General features: G+C 63.1%; 22 protein-coding genes. 13 read left to right on the top strand and 9 right to left on the bottom strand.

What is annotated here, in order from left to right; genetic code table 11:
• Window positions 1-9: 9 nt before the first annotated feature.
• A complete protein-coding gene (locus METFAM1_RS0103925; protein ID WP_019918262.1) occupies window positions 10-1,611 on the top strand; it encodes a peptide chain release factor 3 in 1,602 nt (533 codons plus the stop codon).
• A gap of 251 nt (window positions 1,612-1,862) precedes the next feature.
• Here the strand turns inward: METFAM1_RS0103925 and METFAM1_RS0103920 are convergent, their stop codons facing one another.
• Genes METFAM1_RS0103920 through METFAM1_RS0103895 form a run of 6 tightly spaced genes read right to left on the bottom strand, consistent with a single transcriptional unit; the run spans window position 1,863 to window position 7,750 of the window.
• Window positions 1,863-2,195 (bottom strand): Na+/H+ antiporter subunit G, encoded by a 333-nt coding sequence (locus METFAM1_RS0103920; protein WP_019918261.1) that lies wholly within the window; start codon window positions 2,193-2,195, stop codon window positions 1,863-1,865.
• 9 nt (window positions 2,196-2,204) lie between these two features.
• Entirely contained in the window at window positions 2,205-2,474 is a 270-nt protein-coding gene (locus METFAM1_RS0103915) for a K+/H+ antiporter subunit F (protein WP_024300439.1), read from the bottom strand.
• Window positions 2,471-2,980, bottom strand: a complete 510-nt coding sequence (locus tag METFAM1_RS0103910; RefSeq protein WP_019918259.1) for a Na+/H+ antiporter subunit E — start codon at window positions 2,978-2,980, stop codon at window positions 2,471-2,473. Before METFAM1_RS0103910 ends, METFAM1_RS0103915 begins: the two co-directional genes overlap by 4 nt.
• Complete coding sequence (locus tag METFAM1_RS0103905; RefSeq protein WP_019918258.1) at window positions 2,980-4,587, bottom strand: monovalent cation/H+ antiporter subunit D; 1,608 nt, start codon at window positions 4,585-4,587, stop codon at window positions 2,980-2,982. The genes METFAM1_RS0103910 and METFAM1_RS0103905 overlap by 1 nt, the downstream gene beginning before the upstream one ends.
• Window positions 4,584-4,937: a Na+/H+ antiporter subunit C gene (locus tag METFAM1_RS0103900; protein ID WP_019918257.1), complete on the bottom strand. Its 354-nt coding sequence runs from the start codon at window positions 4,935-4,937 to the stop codon at window positions 4,584-4,586. The genes METFAM1_RS0103905 and METFAM1_RS0103900 overlap by 4 nt, the downstream gene beginning before the upstream one ends.
• Window positions 4,934-7,750: a monovalent cation/H+ antiporter subunit A gene (locus METFAM1_RS0103895; RefSeq protein ID WP_024300437.1), complete on the bottom strand. Its 2,817-nt coding sequence runs from the start codon at window positions 7,748-7,750 to the stop codon at window positions 4,934-4,936. The genes METFAM1_RS0103900 and METFAM1_RS0103895 overlap by 4 nt, the downstream gene beginning before the upstream one ends.
• Window positions 7,751-7,923: 173 nt before the next feature.
• Here METFAM1_RS0103895 and METFAM1_RS0103890 point away from each other — a divergent pair, with 173 nt between their 5' ends.
• The 4 genes from METFAM1_RS0103890 to METFAM1_RS0103875 all read left to right on the top strand — a co-directional run bounded on the left by METFAM1_RS0103890 (window position 7,924) and on the right by METFAM1_RS0103875 (window position 11,235).
• Entirely contained in the window at window positions 7,924-9,147 is a 1,224-nt protein-coding gene (locus METFAM1_RS0103890; protein ID WP_019918255.1) for a tyrosine-type recombinase/integrase, read from the top strand.
• A 135-nt stretch (window positions 9,148-9,282) separates the two neighbouring features.
• A complete protein-coding gene (gene bufA2 / locus METFAM1_RS0103885; protein ID WP_019918254.1) occupies window positions 9,283-9,573 on the top strand; it encodes a BufA2 family periplasmic bufferin-type metallophore in 291 nt (96 codons plus the stop codon).
• A 55-nt stretch (window positions 9,574-9,628) separates the two neighbouring features.
• Complete coding sequence (gene bufB / locus METFAM1_RS0103880; protein WP_019918253.1) at window positions 9,629-10,477, top strand: MNIO family bufferin maturase; 849 nt, start codon at window positions 9,629-9,631, stop codon at window positions 10,475-10,477.
• Entirely contained in the window at window positions 10,474-11,235 is a 762-nt protein-coding gene (locus METFAM1_RS0103875) for an HvfC/BufC N-terminal domain-containing protein (protein ID WP_019918252.1), read from the top strand. Before bufB ends, METFAM1_RS0103875 begins: the two co-directional genes overlap by 4 nt.
• Window position 11,236: 1 nt before the next feature.
• On the opposite strand, the gene METFAM1_RS0103870 is transcribed toward METFAM1_RS0103875, so the two are convergent.
• A complete protein-coding gene (locus METFAM1_RS0103870) occupies window positions 11,237-12,202 on the bottom strand; it encodes an NAD(P)H-dependent flavin oxidoreductase (RefSeq protein WP_019918251.1) in 966 nt (321 codons plus the stop codon).
• A gap of 388 nt (window positions 12,203-12,590) precedes the next feature.
• Between METFAM1_RS0103870 and METFAM1_RS20760 the strand changes: the two genes are divergently transcribed.
• The 8 genes from METFAM1_RS20760 to METFAM1_RS0103845 all read left to right on the top strand — a co-directional run bounded on the left by METFAM1_RS20760 (window position 12,591) and on the right by METFAM1_RS0103845 (window position 18,386).
• Window positions 12,591-13,682: a PEP-CTERM sorting domain-containing protein gene (locus tag METFAM1_RS20760; RefSeq protein WP_157256662.1), complete on the top strand. Its 1,092-nt coding sequence runs from the start codon at window positions 12,591-12,593 to the stop codon at window positions 13,680-13,682.
• A 157-nt stretch (window positions 13,683-13,839) separates the two neighbouring features.
• Window positions 13,840-15,621 carry an AAA family ATPase gene (locus METFAM1_RS20505; protein WP_081627190.1) on the top strand — a complete coding sequence of 594 codons (1,782 nt, stop codon included), beginning with the start codon at window positions 13,840-13,842 and terminating at the stop codon, window positions 15,619-15,621.
• Between the two features lie 162 nt (window positions 15,622-15,783).
• Window positions 15,784-16,212 carry a VOC family protein gene (locus METFAM1_RS0103860; protein ID WP_019918249.1) on the top strand — a complete coding sequence of 143 codons (429 nt, stop codon included), beginning with the start codon at window positions 15,784-15,786 and terminating at the stop codon, window positions 16,210-16,212.
• Between the two features lie 161 nt (window positions 16,213-16,373).
• Window positions 16,374-16,670, top strand: a complete 297-nt coding sequence (locus METFAM1_RS20755; protein WP_157256661.1) for a DUF7684 family protein — start codon at window positions 16,374-16,376, stop codon at window positions 16,668-16,670.
• A 49-nt stretch (window positions 16,671-16,719) separates the two neighbouring features.
• On the top strand, window positions 16,720-16,968 hold the full coding sequence (locus METFAM1_RS20500) for a hypothetical protein (RefSeq protein WP_081627189.1): 249 nt from the start codon (window positions 16,720-16,722) through the stop codon (window positions 16,966-16,968).
• A 143-nt stretch (window positions 16,969-17,111) separates the two neighbouring features.
• Window positions 17,112-17,561: a YciI family protein gene (locus METFAM1_RS0103855; RefSeq protein WP_019918248.1), complete on the top strand. Its 450-nt coding sequence runs from the start codon at window positions 17,112-17,114 to the stop codon at window positions 17,559-17,561.
• Window positions 17,562-17,606: 45 nt separating this feature from the next.
• Window positions 17,607-18,092 (top strand): VOC family protein, encoded by a 486-nt coding sequence (locus tag METFAM1_RS0103850; protein ID WP_019918247.1) that lies wholly within the window; start codon window positions 17,607-17,609, stop codon window positions 18,090-18,092.
• Between the two features lie 81 nt (window positions 18,093-18,173).
• Window positions 18,174-18,386 carry a hypothetical protein gene (locus METFAM1_RS0103845; RefSeq protein ID WP_019918245.1) on the top strand — a complete coding sequence of 71 codons (213 nt, stop codon included), beginning with the start codon at window positions 18,174-18,176 and terminating at the stop codon, window positions 18,384-18,386.
• 354 nt (window positions 18,387-18,740) lie between these two features.
• Here METFAM1_RS0103845 and METFAM1_RS0103840 read toward each other — a convergent pair whose 3' ends face one another.
• Together METFAM1_RS0103840 and METFAM1_RS0103835 are read right to left on the bottom strand one after the other, a co-directional pair.
• Window positions 18,741-19,070, bottom strand: a complete 330-nt coding sequence (locus tag METFAM1_RS0103840; RefSeq protein ID WP_019918244.1) for a type II toxin-antitoxin system RelE/ParE family toxin — start codon at window positions 19,068-19,070, stop codon at window positions 18,741-18,743.
• Complete coding sequence (locus METFAM1_RS0103835) at window positions 19,067-19,318, bottom strand: type II toxin-antitoxin system ParD family antitoxin (protein WP_019918243.1); 252 nt, start codon at window positions 19,316-19,318, stop codon at window positions 19,067-19,069. The genes METFAM1_RS0103840 and METFAM1_RS0103835 overlap by 4 nt, the downstream gene beginning before the upstream one ends.
• Window positions 19,319-19,322: the final 4 nt, after the last annotated feature.

The raw sequence follows: 19,322 nt of genomic DNA, 5'->3' as shown, positions 1-19,322 counted from the left end.
AGAACGCTCATGTCGCTTGAAAAAGAAGTCGCCCGCCGGCGCACCTTTGCCATCATTTCCCACCCGGACGCGGGCAAGACCACGCTGACCGAAAAGCTGCTGCTGTTCGCAGGCGCGATCCAGATCGCCGGCAGCGTGAAGGCGCGCAAGGCCGCCCGTCACGCCACCTCGGACTGGATGGAAATCGAAAAGCAGCGCGGCATTTCGGTCGCCAGCTCGGTGATGCAGATGGAGTACCGCGACTGCGTCGTGAACCTGCTCGACACGCCGGGCCACAAGGACTTCTCGGAAGACACCTACCGCGTGCTGACCGCGGTCGACGCCGCGCTGATGGTGATCGACGCCGCCAACGGTGTCGAAGCGCAGACGCTGCGCCTGCTCGAAGTCTGCCGCGCGCGCAACACGCCCATCATCACCTTCATCAACAAGATGGACCGCGAAGTGCGCGCGCCGCTCGACCTGATCGACGAACTCGAACGCACGCTGGGCATGGACGTCGCGCCCTTCACCTGGCCGCTCGGCATGGGCAAGGATTTCGCCGGCGTCTATGAACTGCGCGAAGACCGCATGCGCGTGTTCCGCGCCGGCGAGGACCGCATTTCCGGCGACGAGGAAGTGCTGCTCGGCCTGGACAATCCGGAAATCGCAGGCCGCTATCCGATGCAGTTCGAAACCGCGCACGCCGAGATCGACCTCGTGCGCGACGCCGCACCGCCCTTCGACGAAGCCGAATTCCTCGCCGGCCGGCAGACGCCGGTGTTCTTCGGTTCGGCGATCAACAACTTCGGCGTCAAGGAAGTGCTGGACGCGCTGGTCGACCTCGCCCCGCCACCGGGCGGTCGCCCTGCGATACAGCGCCGGGTCGAGCCGACCGAAGAGAAGTTCTCCGGCGTGGTGTTCAAGATCCAGGCGAACATGGACCCGTCGCACCGCGACCGCGTGGCCTTCCTGCGCGTCTGCTCAGGCCACTTCGAGCGCGGCATGCGCATGAAGGTGAGCCGCAACGGCAAGGACATCCGGCCCAACAACGTGGTCACCTTCCTGTCGCAGCGGCGCGAGCTGCTGGAAGAGGCCTACGCCGGCGACATCATCGGCATTCCCAACCACGGCACGCTGCAGTTGGGCGACACGCTGACCGAGGGCGAAACCCTGCAATTCACCGGCCTGCCCTTCTTCGCGCCTGAATTGTTCCAGGGCGTCGAGGTTAAAGATCCATTGAAAACCAAACAGTTGCGCGCAGGTCTTGAGCAACTGGGTGAAGAGGGTGCCATCCAGGTATTCCGTCCGCTGGCGGGCGGCACGCTGCTGCTGGGCGCGGTCGGCCAGCTGCAGTTCGAAGTGGTGATTCACCGCCTGAAGACCGAGTACGGCTGCGACGCCCGTCTCGAAGGCACGCGTTACACCATGGCGCGCTGGGTCACCTGCGACGACGAGCGCGAACTGAAGCGCTTCATCGACGCCAACGCCCACCGCATCGCCTACGACGCCGTGAACGCGCCCGCCTTCCTCGCCACCATGCGCGCCGAGCTCAAGGTGGCCGAAGAGAAGTGGGAAAAGATCAAGTTCCACGCCATGCGCGAGCATGCGGGGCTGATGTTCGCCAGCCACTGAGATACCGCTTCAGCGGCCGCTCGGGATTGCTTGTTGTGGGAGCGGCCTTGGCCGCGACGCGGCTGATGAGGGCCGCTGTCGGGGTCAGAAGACCCCTCCCACAAAACCCCGGCCCAGGCTACGGCCGCGAGTCGGGCGCCCGTCCTTGTGGGAGCGGCCTTGGCCGCGACAGGGCCGATGCACGCCGCAAGCTTCGATACCGGCCGCTGTCAGGGTCAGAAGCCCCCCCTACAGAACCTCCGCTCCAACGCTCAGTCCTTCTTCTGCGGATGCCCCGCCTTCGACGGCAGCTTGAGGTGCAGCGCTGCCTTGGCCATCAGGTTGGCCGACACCGGCGCGGTGACGAACAGGAAGAGCGTGATCAGCAATTCGTGGGTGCCGAAGCGGCCGTTGGCGGCGCTGTAGATCATGCTGGCGATCAGCACGCCGCCGACGCCCAGCGTGGTCGCCTTGGTTGGCGCGTGCAGGCGCTGGAAGAAGTCCTTGAAGCGCAGCATGCCGACGGCGCCGACCAGCGCGAAGAAGGCGCCGATCAGCAGCATGGCGACGACGATGATTTCGACCACGGGATGCAGGTTGTCCATCGCTCCTCCTTACTCGATCACGTCGCCGCGCGTCAGGTAGCGCGACAGGCCGACGGTGCCGACGAAGCCGAGCATGGCGACGATGAGCGCGGCTTCGAACAGCAGATCAGTGTGCTGACGCATGCCCAGCACGATGACCAGTGCGACAACGTTTACATAGAGGGTGTCGAGCGCCAGGATGCGATCGACCACTTCCGGACCGCGCAGCACCCGCCAGCCGCAGATCAGCATGGCGATCACGATGGCGCCGACGGTGATGTCCAGGGCCATATCTATCATTCGAAAATCTCCCGCAGCGGTGCTTCGTAGCGCGCCTTCATGTCGCGCGCGGCGGCCACCGGATCGTCGCAGTCGAGCGCATGAACGAGGATTTCGCGCCGACGCTCGTCGATGATGCAGGACACGGTGCCCGGCGTCATCGTGATGATGGAGGCGAACAACGCCACGCCATTCGGATGCTGAATGTCCAGCGGCACCGGCACCCAGGCCGGCTGCGGCACCCGAGTCGGACTCAGTGCCAGCCTGGCGACCGTGATGTTGGACATGATGATGTCCCACACGACGATCCCGACCAGCCGCAGCACGGTTGCGGCGGACTTCAGTGTGACGCCGGGCCCGATGAAGCCGCTGACCAGCCGCGGAATCACCAGCCCGAGCACGATGGCGGTCAGCACGTTGCCCGGGTCGATGGCCTGCTGCAGCGTGAGCCAGCCGGCGGCCACCATGGCCGACATGATCGGGTGCCCGAACCAGCGCTTGCCGTGGGCGGCTTCAGTGGTCGCCATCAGTGAGCTCCTTCGCTTGCCGGACGCGGAAACACATAGGGTTGCGTGGTCTGCGCGCCGGCGGCCCCAAGTACCGCTTCCTGATAGGCGCGGCGATCGACCAGCTGCACCGCCGCGGCATCGGTGTAGCGCTTCAGCGGTGCGGCGAGCACGCTCATCAGCACGCCGGCGCCGATCAGCGACACGGTGGCGAGCACCAGCCGCGGGCTGGCGCCGGCCGCGGTGCCGCTGTCGTTCGTTTCAGCGCGCACGCTCCAGAACAGCACGCTGCCGGCGCGCGCCAGACCGATCAGCGTCAGGAAGCCGACCAGCAGCACCACGGTCCACACCCAGGTCTGCGCCTCGTGTCCGCTCGACGCCTGCAGCACCATCAGCTTGCCGATGAAGCCCGGCAGCGGCGGCAGACCGGCGGCCGATGCAGCGGCGAGCAGCATCAGCAGACCGAGCAGCGCCGGCTGCGCCACCGCGGGTCCTGCTTCGAGCCGGTCAGCGGCATCGCCCCGTTGTGCCGACACCAGTTCGACCAGCAGGAAAAGCGCCGCGATGATGAGCGTGCTGTGCGCCATGTAGTACAGCGCCGCCGACCAGGCGGCCTCGCTGAACAGACCCAGCGCGGCCAGTATCGTGCCGACCGAGGCGACCGTCATGTAGGCCACCATGCGCGGCAGCGTGTGCGCGGCCAGCATGCCGAACACAGCCAGCACGCTGGTACCCAGCGCCAGCGGCAGCAGCCAGGGCTCGACCGTCAGTGCCGACGCGCCGGCGTCGGCGCCGAAGATGACGCCATGCACGCGCAGGATGCTGTAGACGCCGACCTTGGTCATCACCGCGAACAGTGCAGCGACCGGTGCGCTGGCCGCGGCATAGGTCGAGGGCAGCCACAGGTGCAGCGGCAGGATGGCCGCCTTGACGCCGAACACGACGAGCAGGATGAGCGCCGCCGCCTTCAGCACCACCGCGTCGTCACCGCTCACCAGCGGCACGCGCTGCGCGAGGTCGGCCATGTTCAGCGTGCCGACAGTGGCGTAGATCAGCGACACGCCGATCAGGAACAACGCGGAGGCCGCCAGATTGATCGCCACGTACTGCACGCCGACGCGGAAGCGCTCGCGTCCCTGGCCGTGCAGCAGCAGCACGTAGGAGGCGATCAGCAGCACCTCGAAGAACACGAACAGATTGAACAGGTCGCCGGTCACGAAGGCGCCGTTCAGGCCCATCAGCTGGAACTGGAACAGCGCGTGGAAATGCCGGCCGTGGCTGTCCCAGCCGCCGCTGGCGTAGAACAGCACCGGCAGCGCCACCGCCTGCGTCAGCACCAGCATCAGCGCCGACAGCCGGTCGATCACCAGCACGATGCCGAAGGGCGCCGGCCAGTCGCCGACGCGGTACACGCGCAGCACGCCGTCGTCCGCTTCCATCGCCAGCTTGAGCGCGAACATCAGTCCGAGCGCCACCGACACCAGCGCGATGCGACGCAGCCGCGGCAATGAATCGCGGTCGCCGATCAGCAGCATCAGCATGGCGGTGAAACTGGGCAGCAGTACCGGCAGCACCGCGAGGTGCTGGCGGAACAGCTGCATCATCACATCGGCGAAACTCATGTTCATGCTCCGGGCTCCCGGCCGTCGACGTGGTCGGTGCCCGATTCGGCACGGCTGCGCAGCGCCAGTTCGATCACGAAGCCGGTGGTGGCGAAGCCGATCACGATGGCGGTGAGCACCAGCGCCTGCGGCAGCGGGTCGGCCTGTACGTCGCCCTGCCCCAGGATCGGCGGCGCCGCGCTCCACAGACGACCCATGACGAAGATGAAAATATTCACCGCGTAACCGAGCAACGTCAGGCCCAGCACGACCGGGAAGCTGCGCCCGCGCAGCATCAGGTAGACGCCGCAGGCGGTGACCCAGCCGATGCCGCTGGCCACCAGGAACTCCATGCTGATGTTCGCGAAAAGACTCATCCGTGCTGCTCCTTGCTCGCCGCACCCAGTACCGACAGCGTCAGCATGGTGGCGCCGACGACGGTGATGTAGACCCCGAGATCGAAAGCCGCCGCACTGGCCAGCGGCAGTTCGCCCAGCAGCGGCAGCGCCGGGTGACCGTGCGCGCTGGTCAGGAAGGGGCGACCGAACCAGAAGGCGCCGATGCCGGTCAGTCCGGCGATCGCCAGGCCGGTGCCGATCCAGCGCGAGAAACGACGGCCGGCAGCGCCGTGCAGCAGCGCCTCGGCGCGCGCCTGACCGAGCGCCATGTACTGCATCACCAGCGCGACGGCGGTGATCAGCCCGGCGATGAAACCGCCGCCCGGCACGTTGTGGCCGCGCCAGAAAATGTAGGCCGACACCAGCAGCGCCAGCGGCAGCACCACGCGCGCGGCGACGCGCAACAGCAGCGGCTGTTCCTCGAAGGCCCAGCGACGGCCGTCCGGGTCGGCGTCGGGCCGGCGTGTGCGGAAGCCGTCGAGCAGCGCCAGCACGCCGATGCCGGCGATGCCGAGCACGGTGATTTCGCCGAAGGTGTCGTAGCCGCGGAAGTCGACCAGGATGACGTTCACCACATTGGTGCCGCCGCCCTCGCTCAGCGACTTGTCGAGGAAGAACCACGAGATCGAGTCGTGCGTGCGCGTAAGCATCAGCCAGGTCAGACCGGCCACGCCGCCGCCGGCGAACACGGCGAGCAGCGCGTCGCGGCCGCGGCGCAGCGTGCCCGACTCGAAGGGCGTGCGCTGCGGCAGCAGGGCCAGACCCATCAGCAGCAGCACCGTCGACACCACTTCGACCGACAGCTGGGTCAGCGCGAGGTCGGGCGCTGACAGGCCGACGAAGGTGAAGGCGGTGACCAGACCGACGACGCCGGTCAGCACCAGCGCCTGGAAGCGGTTGTGGTGGGTCAGCACCAGCATGGTCGCGCTCGCCAGCAGCAGCACCCACACGGCGAGCGCCAGCGGCGAGGCCGGCATCAGTTCGCGCGGGCCGGTGCCGGGCAGCGTGTCGGCCGCCCAGAACGGTGCGGCCGCCAGCACGATGGCGAAGGCCACCATCAGCGCCAGCGAACGCTGCAGCGAACCGTTCTCGAAGCGTGCCGTGAGACGACCGGCAAAGCCGAACAGACCATCGATCAGGCAGGTGAAGGTGGCCTTGCCGGAGATGGCCCGCGGCGTGTAGCCGTGCAGCCGGAACACGCGCTGCAGCGCGACGTACAGCGCGGCGCCGACCACCACCGCGATGCCGCTCATCAGCAGCGGCAGGTTGAAGCCGTGCCAGATCGCGAGGTGATAGTCCGGCGTGTCGCCACCGAGCAGCGCGCGCGCCGCCACCTCGACCAGCGGGCCGTAGGTGAGTGCCGGAATCACGCCCACCACGACGCACAGCACCGCCAGCAGCGCCACCGGCGCCAGCATGCCGAACGGCGGATCGTGCGGGTGCGCGTCGGCCGGCAGATCCTTGGGCGAGCCGTTGAAGAAGGTGTCATGCACCAGGCGCAGCGAGTAGGCCATCGAGCAGACGCCGGCGAAGGTGGCGACCACCGGCACCGCCGCGCCCCAGAACATCGTCGCCTCGACCGCCTCGTGGAAGAACATTTCCTTCGACAGGAAACCGTTGAACAGCGGAATGCCAGCCATCGCCGCCGCTGCCGTCATGGCGAAGGTGGCGGTCCACGGCATCAGCCGGAGCAGCCCGCCCAGCCGGCGCATGTCGCGCGTGCCGCACTCGTGGTCGACGATGCCCGCGCTCATGAACAGCGCCGCCTTGAAGGTGGCGTGGTTGAGGATGTGGAACACCGCCGCCACCGCCGACAGCGGCGAATTCAGGCCGATCAGGAAGGTGATGAAGCCGAGGTGGCTCACCGTCGAATACGCCAGCAGGCCTTTCAGGTCGTGCTTGAAGATGGCCACCCAGGCGGCGAAGGCCACCGTGGCCAGACCGAAGCTGGCGACGATGCCCTCGAACAGCTCGGTGCCGCCGACCGCCGGGTAGAGACGCGCCAGCAGGAAGATGCCGGCCTTGACCATGGTGGCCGAATGCAGGTAGGCGGACACCGGCGTCGGTGCGGCCATCGCCTCCGGCAGCCAGAAATGGAAAGGCACTTGCGCGCTCTTGGTGAAGCAGCCGACCAGTATCAGCACCAGCATGACCGGGTACAGCGGGTCGGCCTTGATCACGTCGCCACTGAGCAGGATGTCGCTCAGTTCGTAACTGCCGGCGATCTGGCCGAGCAACACGAAGCCGGCCAGCATCACCAGACCGCCGCCGCCGGTCACCGCCAGCGCCATCCGCGCACCGGCCCTCGCCTCTTCCTTGTGGCTCCAGTAGCCGACCAGCAGGAAGGACGAAACGCTGGTGAGCTCCCAGAACACGACCAGCAGCATGATGTTGTCCGACATGACGATGCCCAGCATCGCCGCCATGAACAGCATGAGCAGGGTGTAGAACTTGCCGGCGGGGTCTGAATCGGCGAGGTAGAAGTGCGCGTACAGCACGATCAGCGAACCGATGCCGGTGATCAGCAGCGCGAACATCAGCGCCAGGCCGTCGAGCCGCCAGCCTATCGACAGGCCGAGCGAGGGCACCCAGTCGGTGTGCGCAACCAGCGTCTGGCCGGCGAACACCTGAGGCGCCAGCGACAGCAGCATGCCGAGCGCGGTCAGCGTGACGGCGCCGGCGACCAGCGCGGTCAGCAGACGACGCGCGGGCGAGTTGTCGCGACCGAAGGCAAAACAGAGCAGCGTGCCGGCCACGAGGGGCAACAGCACTATCGTTGCGAGTGGATTCATGGAGGCTGCCGGGCTGTGGCTGGCTGAAACCGGCCGAAGGATACATTGTTTGCCGCCGCCGGGCCGACCGCGCGGGCGGCGCATCAGGCGCGCAAGCATCGCAGCATTTGCTGACGCCGACCTGACCGGCGATGCTGTCGCGAGGTTCCCGTCGGCAGGTAAGATCGCCCTCCATGACGACCGCCGCACTCCCGATTCCCCTGCGTCCGCTCGACGAGATAACCGTGCCGGAAGCGCTCGACGGCCACGACGGCGTGAACCGCGCCGACCGCGCGCGGCTGCAGATCGGCGCGCAGACCGACATCGAGGCGATCCGCTGCTTCCTCGTCGAGTACGACCGCTCGCCCGGCACTCACCGCATCTACCAGCGCGAATGCGAGCGGCTGCTGCTGTGGTCGCTGATCGAGTGCGGCCGGCCGCTGTCCAGCCTGAACCGGCAGGACTTCGAAGGCTATCTGCACTTTCTCGCCGACCCGCAGCCGGCCGCGCTGTGGTGCGGCCCCAAGGTGCAGCGCGTGCGCGCCGAGTGGCGGCCATTCGTCGGGCCGTTGTCGGAATCGGCGGTGCTCACCGCGATCGCCGCCATCAACTCGCTGATGAGCTATCTGGTCGACGCCGGCTACCTCGCCGGCAACCCGCTGGGGCTGATCCGCCAGCGGCGGCGCAAGCTGTCGCTGGAAAAGAACGGCCCGGCGCACGTGATCGCGCAGACCGAGGAAATGCAGAAGGTCGAGCGCTTCCTCGACGCCGAAATGTGGCAGGCAGTCACCCAGGCCATCGAGGCGATGCCGCGCGACACCGACGGCGAGCGCGACGAATACGAGCGCGCCCGCTTCATCGCCGCCCTGCTCTACATGCTGGCGCCGCGCGCCGGCGAGCTGGAATCGCACCGCATGAACAGCTTCCGCGAAGAGCGCGGCCGCTGGTGGTGGCATGTGGTCGGCAAGGGTGGCAAGCAGGCCAAGGTGCCGGTGGCCGATGACATGGTCCACGCGCTGGTGCGCTACCGCAAACACCTCGGCCTGAGCGCCATGCCCAAGCGCACCGACCTGACGCCGCTGCTGGTGTCGATCAAGGACCGCAGCCCGATCACCGCGCGCCGGCTGAACCAGATCCTGAAGAAGATCTTCTACGCCGCCGCCGAACTGCTGCCGGAAATCTCGGAGCACAAGCGCGAGAAGCTGCGCGCCGCCTCCGCCCACTGGGGCCGGCACACCGGCATCACCGCCAAGCTCGACAGCGGCATGAACGAGCGCTACGTGCAGAAGGACGCCCGCCACACCGACGCCCGCACCACGCAGCGCTACATCCACGAAGAGGAAGAGCGCTGGCACGACGAAGCGCAGAAGCAGCAGCTGCCCTGGGCGTCGCCAGAAAAAGTTTCTCCGTCGAAGTAAGGAAGCGCAGGCCACCCGGGTCTAGTGGCGGGAGAGCGTAGTGCGCAGTGATCCGGACACCGGCGGCTGTTCTCGCGAAACAGGTGGCGGGGCACCGCCCCGCCCTGCCCGCACACCATCTTCAGGAGAACATTCATGTCCAAGTCCCATTTCGGCGCCTCGATCGCCGCCGCTGCCGCCGCCTTCGCCCTGTCGGGTGCCGTGTTCGCCGCCGACATGCCGGCCGGCAGCAAGGGCGCCGCTGTCGCCGCTGGCGACAAGGTGCATTGCTACGGTCTGCATGCCTGCAAGGGCAACAGCGACTGCGCAACCGCCGAACACAGCTGCAAGGGTCAGAACGCCTGCAAGGGTCACGGCTTCAAGGCCACCACCGCCAAGGAATGCCTGGGCCAGGGCGGCACCATCGGCGATCTGGCCGCCAAGTAACACTTTCGCGCCGACACGCGGCCCGGGCCCGCCTGGGCCGGGCCGCGCACTGCCGATGACCACACTCACCACCCCCTCGCCCGGCTTCGGTCTGGGCCTGCGTCCCGCCCACTACACGGCGCTGCTGGAAACGCGCGCGCCGCTGGACTGGCTGGAAATCATTTCCGAAAACTTCATGGTCGCCGGCGGCAAGCCGATGGCCATGCTCGATCGCCTGCGCGCCGACTACCCGATGGCCATGCACGGCGTGGCGCTGTCGATCGGCTCGACCGACGCGCTCGACCGCGACTACCTGAAGAAGCTGAAAGCGCTGGCAGACCGCGTCGATCCGCTGTGGATATCCGACCACTTCTGCTGGACCGGCGTCGGCGGCCACAACGCGCTCGACCTGCTGCCGCTGCCCTATACCGAAGAGGCGGTGCGCCTGCTGGTGAGCCGCATCGGCGAGGTGCAGCACGAACTCGGCCGCCGGCTGGTGCTGGAAAACGTGTCCAGCTATCTCGGCTACGCGCTGTCCGACATGACGGAGTGGGATTTCATCCGCACCGTCGCCGACGAAGCCGACTGCCTGCTGCTGCTCGACGTGAACAACGTCTATGTCAGCAGTGTCAATCACGGCTTCGACCCGGTGAGCTATCTCGCCGGGCTGCCCGCCGCGCGCGTGCAGCAGATCCATCTGGCCGGCCACTCGACGCACGACGACCATCTGGTCGATACGCACGATCAGCCGGTGTGCGAAGAGGTGTGGGCGCTTTATGACATCGCCTGCGGCATGTTCGGCGAGGTCGCGACGATGATAGAGCGCGACGACAACATCCCCGACCTGCACGAGCTGCTGAACGAACTCGCCCGCGCCCGCCGCATCGCCACCCGCGCGCAGACCTTCGAGCAGGTGGCCGCATGAGTACGCTGGCCGGACTGCAGCGGCAGTTCATGCGCTATCTGCACGGCGAGCCCAACGGCTTCGTCGACACGCTGGCCGCGGCCGATGGCCTTGCGCCGGCCGCACGCGCTCACATCTACCTGAACGCCTACCGCGTGCGCCTGCTCGACACGTTGAAGGACAGTTTCGACAAAACCTGGGCCTGGCTCGGCGACGAGGCTTTCGAGCAGGCCGGACTGCGCTACATCGAGGCGCACCCGCCGACGCAGTTCAGCCTGCGCCCCTACGGCGACGGCCTTGCCGACGCGCTGCAGAGCGCCTGGCCGGCAGACCCGGAAGTGGCCGAACTGGCCCGCCTCGACTGGGCATTGCGCGACGCCTTCGACGGCGCCGACGCGCAGCCGCTCGACGGTATGGCAATCGCGACCTTCAGCGAAGAGGACTGGGCGACCGTCGTATTCCGCCTGCACCCGACCGCGCAGATGCTGCGCATGCAGCGCAACACGCTGGACCTGTGGCACGCGATGGACCGCGGCGACACGCCGCCAGCCGTCGTCGATCTGGCGCAGCCGATGACGGTACTGGTCTGGCGCAAAGGTGTGCAGCCGCATTTCCGATCCGTCGACGCGGCAGAGGCCGGCATGCTCGCCGCCATGCAAAGCGGGATGCCCTTCGCCGCCGCCTGCGAAACGATCGAGTCGGACGACGCGCAGGCCCTGATCGGCAGCTGGCTCGCGCGCTGGCTGGAGGACGGCCTGCTCTGCGCCGACCGGCGCTGACTCAGCTCGCCTTCTCGGCCGCGCCCTTCAGCGCAGCGCGGCATTCATCGACCATGCGCGCGATCAGTTCGGCGCAGCTCGGCACGTCGCGGATCAGCCCGATCACCTGACCGGCGGTGATCACACCACCATCGACCTCGCCCTGCGCCAGCGCCGCCGCACCGCGCGCGCCGCTGACCAGCGGGCGGATGTCGTCGAAGGTGCAGCCGCGGCTTTCCGCCTCGACCACCGCGTCCGACACCGCGTTGCGGAACACCCGCGCCGTGTTGTGCAGGCTGCGCAGGATGAGCCGCGTGTCGCGCTCGCTCGCATTCACCAGCGCCTGCTTGATGCTGTCGTGGATGGGCGCCTCCTTCGTCACGCAGAAGCGCGTGCCCATATTGACGCCCTCGGCGCCCAGCGCCAGCGCCGCCGCCATGCCGCGGCCGTCGCCGATGCCGCCCGACGCGATGACCGGAATGTCCAGCGCCTGCGCCGCGATCGGAATCAGCACCAGGCCCGGCACATCGTCCTCACCCGGATGCCCGGCGCATTCGAAGCCGTCGATGCTCACGATATCCACGCCCTTCTTCTGCGCCGACAGCGCATGCCGCACCGCCACGCACTTGTGGATGATCGTCGCGCCGCGCGCCTTGGCCTTGGCGATGAAAGCCTCCGGATTGTTGCCCGCCGTTTCGATGATGCGGATGCCCGCATCGAGCATCGCGTCGAGATAGGCTTCGTAAGGCGGCGGCTTGATCGCCGGCAGGATGGTCAGATTCACGCCGAAAGGCTGGTCCGTCATGTCGCGACAGCGCGCGATCTCCGCCACTAGCGCCTCCGGCGTCGGCTGCGTCAGCGCCGTCAGAATGCCCAGCCCACCGGCATTCGATACCGCCGAAGCCAGCTCCGCCCGCCCCACCCACATCATCCCGCCCTGCACGATGGGGTAGCGGATGCCCAGAAGTTCGGTGATGCGCGTTTTCATGCCTTGTGTCCGGTGACGGGGAACAGGGGGTGATGATGCGCCAGCGGGTGGGAGACAGGGCGTTTCAAACGGTGTAGTTGGGAAAACGGCCGATATGTCGTCCGGACATGCGCACGGTATAGTTGCGTGAAGATGGCATGGATCGAATAGCGGCGAGGGGATGTCCAGTTTCGTGCTGCCGTTCGTACCCGTATGAATCGACGAGCGAATGAAGAGCGTTGAATCGCCTGAGAAATCGGCGTCCGGTTTATCTGCTTATCCGGACGGATTCCGTCTTATACGACGAAACTGTCGCCTATAGCGCAAGCATGAGAGAGTAGGAGCAAGGAATATCAAGGTGTTTAATGTTGCGTTTAAATAACCCGCCGACCTCTGTAAAGGAGCAGTCATGACCACTCAAAATGCCACAAATGCACGCATTTTTCAGAGAATATTTTCAATATCCTTTGTTTTATTAATTACCTCAACAGAGGCTTTGGCGGGAGACCTTGAAATATATGCAGAGTCCGCGTACTCCACACAGCTTCCATGGAGCCCTCAAGTTATACCAATGTTTGAAAACTCAAGGTTGTATGACACAGCGTCCGTTGTTTCAGGGGAACCGAGGCCAACCCTAACTTCACCAGATCAATCACAAGTTGAGATCGGCAATGAATTCACTACGTCAGCTTGGGCCTCAGCCTCCCCTGGAGTACTAAAAGCCAGCGCAGCCATTAAGGCTGACCCCGGTGTGGTCGGGTCATCGCCGTCATTCTTTGGTGCAACAGTCTTGAGTGGAGCATACTTTGGAGATTCATTGACTTATTCACAAGGAGGCTCAAGAAATTTCCGCTTAAAGATCAGTTTTGCAGTCCCGCACACCTTTAGTGATTCTGCCAGAACTATTGTATTTCTGCCGGCTGCCGATGATGGAGACCCCAGTACACCAACCCCTTACAGGGCCTATGCCGAAGATTTCACAACAGGCCTATACCTCAACTACGAATCCTCATTTATTGATCGAGACCTGACGAATAGGCAAGGCATTTCTCTGGAGTACAAGCACGTCAAAGCCACGTGCGGAACATGTGCAGCCGAAAACTACAATGAATTTCCTGAAGGCAAAATTACGATTTACGTGCCGTTCATTGAGGGGCTGCCATTCTCATACGGAGTGTCGATGACTGCCTACGTCGGAATATACAGGGATAAATTCGGATATGACATGATATCCGCGCCTAGTCTTGAAATTAGCGGCTCGGGTGCGGCGGTTTTCGCTGATCGCTCACTCTATTTCGATTCTGCCGCAATAATTGATGATGCAGGCAACGAGTATGGCCTAGATGGATTGAACAGTTCTCTTGGGATTAATTACAGCCAATCAAGCCTTGTCCCTGAGCCATCGACTTATGCCATGGTTTTAGCTGGCCTTTTCATGATGCTTGGCCGCAATATCGCAAAGGGCGGCAGTCCGCATAGGCTCCAATCAATCAAGGCCTGACCGCGCATTGCACACGGACGTCGCTGCGGCCGACGAACCTTAGCAAAATAGGGGGCAGACCACGTTTTCCGTAATTCGAATCTCTGCGGGGTTATATAATCGTGGCCTGACCCCTATTTCGCTTCTTGATGCTAGCTCAAGGTTGCGAATTTAAACCATGACCATTCTCATTCCAAATCTGGCAATTGCGGGTTATCGAAGTTTTGGCAAGCAACCGCAATACTTCGATCGTTTTGCGAAGGTGAACATCTTTATCGGGCAAAATAATGCAGGGAAGTCAAATGTCTTGCGCTTCCTTCACGAGATCTATTCGCACGTAACTGCTAGAGAGCCGTTAAAGATAGACTTGCTGGCGAAGCATTTGCCGGACCAGCCACCAACCCTTCTCGGAATCGGTGAAGAACTTGACTGTACAAACCCGGAAAAGCCTCGACTGAAAGAAGACCACAGGCTAATTGCCAGCATGCCGAATATATATCAGAGGCCGCTTTTGGGGGCTTTACTCGGAAAGCTATTCTACGAGAAGTCTCTAATTGATCAGACCAATCTGTGCTGGACACTCTTGACAATACCTGATCGCAAAGATCTACAGGAGTCTTGGTCACAAGCGGCGAAATCTCTGTCGGATCAAGAGATAAAGCAAGCATGGGTCATGCTAACGGGAATGAGCGGTGGTGACCGGAAAGGAAGTTGGGAGCCAAACGTTCTTCAAAGAATGCCGGCTTCTTCGGCACCCATTAAAACACAGCTGATTCCTGCCATTCGACAGATCGGCTCAAAGGGCAGCACTTCAGATGCATTCGACGGCACGGGGATAATCGAACGAGTTGCGAAACTTCAAAACCCTGATGTCCATAACCAAATCAGTCGCCAACGATTCCTCGGGATAAGAGATTTTTTGCGCGACGTTATAAATCGACCAGACGCAACGATCGAGGTTCCCTATGAGAGAGACACGATTTTAGTGCATATGGATGGCAAGGTACTTCCTATTGAATCGCTAGGGTCAGGTATTCACGAAGTCATAATCTTGGCATCGGCTGCAACTGTTCTTCAGGATTACGTTGTTTGTATAGAAGAGCCTGAACTGCATCTAAATCCAATTCTGCAGAAGAAATTACTCCGTTATCTTGCCCGAAATACACAAAACCAGTACTTTATCACCACGCACTCTGCGGCGTTAATGGACACGCCTGGCGCCGAGGTCTATCACATAAAGCTAATAGACGGAGCTTCTGTTGTTGAACGCGCAAGCAGTAGCGAACACCGTTCAGCGGTCTGCGAGGACTTGGGCTACCACCCATCGGATCTTCTTCAAGCAAACTGCGTGATTTGGGTAGAAGGACCCTCTGATCGAATTTATCTAAATTGGTGGCTCCGCAATGTTGATGCTGATCTGGTAGAAGGCATTCACTATAGCGTCATGTTCTATGGCGGTCGCTTGGCAGCGCATCTTACACAAGCACCCACCAGTACGGAGATCAATGATTTTATATCGCTTCGCCGCCTAAATCGGAGGGGAGTAATGATTATTGACAGTGATCGCGAGAAGCCACACTCGCCCATAAACGCAACCAAACGGCGTCTCCAAGAAGAGTTTGATTTGGGACCAGGTCACGCATGGATAACGGAAGGGCGGGAGATCGAAAACTACCTACAGCCCTCCCAGGTTACAAGTGCAATAGCTGCGATTCACTCGAAGGCAGACCAAATTACCAACATCGGTAAGTATGCCAATTTGCTGCGGATAAGGTCAGCAAGGGGAAAGGAGACGGTGGCATCGAAGGTCGAAGTTGCGAAATATGTTTCCGAACACTTTGATCCTGACTTTAGTGTGCTCGATTTGCGGAGGAGAGTCGCTGCCCTGCGTAAGTTCATCTTAGATTCGAATCCAAAGGTAGGACCTGTCACTGCAAATATTTCTACACCCGCCATTTAATCCACCCCCTCAAAGAGTCTGCGTAGGTAAAGAACAATAGGGGACAGACCCCGTTTCCCATTCACAGAGCTCGGTTTGATATTCGACATTCCATGTCAATGAAGTCGACCGCCGCTCAAAACTCGAGATTTCATCGTTCATCGCCACACCCCGGAGCCCACCTTGGAAACGCAAGAACTGCATCGCGGTCGCCTCGTTGACCACATCCAGCTGGTCGTCAGCGATCTGGCCGCCAGCAAGGCCTTCTATGAGGCTGTTTTCGGCGCCCTGAACATTCCCATTGGCGGCTCGGCGGATGACTACTTCTGGGCGGACGAGCTGTTCGTGTCGACGGCGACGAGCGTTGCGGCGCAAGGCAAGGTCACCGGTCGCTGTCACCTGGCGTTCCAGGCGCAGGACCGGGCGATGGTGGATGCGTTCTACGCGGCGGCGCTGGCGAGTGGCGGCAAGGACAACGGCGCGCCGGGAGAGCGGCCCTATCACCCCGGTTACTACGCGGCCTTCGTTCTCGACCCCGACGGCAACAACATCGAGGCGGTGTACCACGGCGAAGCGACCCGATCGTCGGCTTCCGTCCGTATTACGTTCTAGTGGTGCGTCGCGATCCCTCATCCACACATAACAAGCTCAATTAGAAAATTCCGTCTGACTTTCCGTACGCTCTGACTGGCGGCCATATTGATCTTCCGCGCCGCGGCTCTTCGGAATTGTTGGCGGGGTCAGTCCCCACTTCTCAGTTCCGTGAGGTGTAAATGTCCTTCTCGAAGAAGATCGTATTGCATTGCCCGAACGGCATACCCGCTTCTATGACTGAACTTGCGGCGCAGCTTGTGAAAGACGGCGTCAAGTTCGTCGCTGTGGTCGGTCCGGCTTGCCGCGAGATCGAGAATATGGTGGACGATGCGTCAATTTCTGCGGGTTCTCCAGATCAGAACTTTGTTCTTACATCTTCACATCTGGGTGAGTCAATCGAAGAGGCTATCGAATTTGCAGAACGACTAACTGGAGAATACGAGGGTCCAGTTCAGTTAGTGGAGGTAGTGCAATGATTGTTCCGATTAGCGCCCTGTTTTACGACGCGATTGCCCATGCGAACTGATGGATAAAAGCCCCAAGATCACGTTCGTTGTGGCGAGCGATGTGCACCATCGCGACGGAATTGGCATCGAAATATATCTGGATGGTGCGTTGGCATTGGAGATATTTCGCGACGATGCTCGTAAATCCAGAGAGGTTTCTCTGTACAAGAGAGATGTGCCATTAATCGTCATCGAGGAATCGATAGAAATTTTCAAGCGAGAAATCCCATGGGCGTTCATTGAAGATCACGAATCAAGCCCGAATTGAGGTATGTGTTCTTGTCTTGAAATTGGGCCGTGCGAGGACGTTTCCTCTTGTCTGCGCGACGCTGCTGTCCGAACGCCGTGTCGATCCAACAGCCCATCGTTCGTCGTACCCATCCCTACCCCACTCTGAATGGAGAACAGGCGATGCGATTCATCATCACGGCGCAGTCCGATCCGGCGAACCGGAGCGCCGAGCAGACCGAGGAGTTCGATGCCGAACTGTTCAAGGCCTACATGCGCTTCAACGAAGAGATGCACACCGCCGGCGTGCTGGTGGCGTCAGAGGGTCTGAATCCGGCGGCGCAAGGCGCGCGGATTGCTGTTGCGGACGGCAAACGCTACGTCGTCGATGGTCCGTTCGCGGAGTCCAAGGAGCTTGTCGGCGGCTTCTACATCATCGAGGTCGCGTCTCTCGATGAAGCCATCGGTTGGGCGCTGCGCGCGCCCTGCGGCCTCGGCACGGACGACATTCTGGAAGTGCGCCAGCTGACCGGTTCGGACGACCTGCCGGCTGATCTTCTTCAGCTCATCGAGGAAGCGGCGCCGAGCTGGAGTGCCGATATCTGGCAGTCGCGCAGCCGCGAGGCGCGCTGAAGCGCTTCGATCCGTCCGGCATCTTCGCCTTCGAGGAGAACCATCATGGTCACGCCAGCAAAGAACACCGTCTGTCTGTGGTTCAACGGCGGCGCCGAAGAAGCGGCGCGCTTCTACGCCGCCACCTTTCCTGATTCCTTCGTCGGCAACGTGTATCGCGCGCCGGCTGACTATCCGTCCGGCAAGGCCGGCGATGTGCTGACGGTGGAGTTCACGGTGATGGGCATCCCCTGCCTCGGGCTGAACGGCGGGCCGGCGTTTCCGCAGACCGAGGCCTTCTCGTTCCAGGTGGCGACGGCGGATCAGGCGGAAACCGATAGGCTGTGGCACGCCATCGTCAGCAACGGCGGTCAGGAGAGCGCCTGCGGCTGGTGCCGGGACCGCTGGGGCCTGTCGTGGCAGATCACGCCGGTGGCGCTGATGAACGCCATCGCCCACCCCGACCCGGCGACGGCGAAGCGGGCGTTCGAGGCGATGATGGGCATGACCAAGATAGACATCGCGGCGATCGAGGCGGCGGTGCGCGGCTGAACCGCAGGTCGCGTTTAGTGCGTCGCAGGACGGCGTCGTTCAGAGGCAGCACAAGGTCACATCAACCCCGGGAGGACAAGAATGAAATGGATGCTGGTGGTCATCGTGATGAACGCGCCGGTCAAGACCGATCTGGTCTACGGCAGCCTTGCCGAATGCCTGTCGGCGGAAGCGCAGATGCGGCAGGAGTGGGCCGATCACTACGGGCAGGCGAAGAAGGCCGGTGCGCCGGCTGAAACCCTGGGGCTGCTGAGTTCGCAGGTGACCAAGGGGACCTGCGTTCCGGCGAAGTGAGGGGTGTGGCGGGTTTTGCGGACGGCGGCACGGCGGGTTGGTGATGGTGAGGTTTTTGCGGCCGTGTCGGGGTCAGAAGACCCCTCCCACAAAGGGCAGCGCGCCGGATCCACCACCTGAGCCTGGGCCGGGGTTCTGTGGGAGGGGTCTTCTGACCCCGACAGCGGCGGTGAGCAGAATGGCGGCGCCGGGTCCCGGCCCAGTCGCGGCCAGGGCCGCTCCCACAGTAAGTGCGCCTGCTTGGCGGCCGGGGCCGGAGTTTTCCCACAGAAGGGCAGCCCAGGATCAGGTCGCCGGTCGGGTGCACCGCCCCTGTGGGAGGGGTCTTCTGACCCCGACAGCGGCGGCGTGCGTTCAGATGCTGTCGGGGTCCTGCATCCAGGCCGGTATGTCGCGCTGCTGTTGCAGCACGCGCCACACGTCGATGTGGTCATGACGCTCCAGGTAGAACACTAGGTAGGGATAGCGCGTCAGCGGCCAGACCCTCAGGCCGGGGAGATCGAGTTCGTGCGCGTAGCGCGGTGAGCCGATGGCGGGATTGCGGCTGATGTGGGCATAGGCCTGCTCCAGCGCATCGATGAAGCCCAGCGCCACCGCCTTGGTGGCTTCGTCGAGGTAATGGGCGACAGCGTCGTCCACATCCTTGTTGGCCAGCTCGCGCGGTACGACAGGCTTGTGCTTCACGCCTTGGGTGTCGTTCCGGCGGCCTTGCGCACCTTGTCCCGCAGACCTTCGAAGTAGTTGCCGTCGGCCACGGCTGCGGGAGGAGACTCGGCGCCGGAAATCAGCAGGCTGCGCAGTTGCAGGCGATCTTGATCCTTGCGGATCAGCTCTCGCACGTACTCGCTGCTCGTACCGTAGCCGCGCTGAGTGACCTGCTCATCGACGAAGGCTTTCAGCGTGTCGGGGAGGGAAATGTTCATCGTGCCCATGGAA

It is taken from the genome of Methyloversatilis discipulorum (genome assembly GCF_000527135.1).
In the GTDB taxonomy this organism is placed as follows: Bacteria; Pseudomonadota; Gammaproteobacteria; order Burkholderiales; family Rhodocyclaceae; genus Methyloversatilis; species Methyloversatilis discipulorum.
The sequence above is the reverse complement of the archived record's forward strand: the minus strand, read 5'-3'. Positions and strand labels throughout refer to the sequence as shown.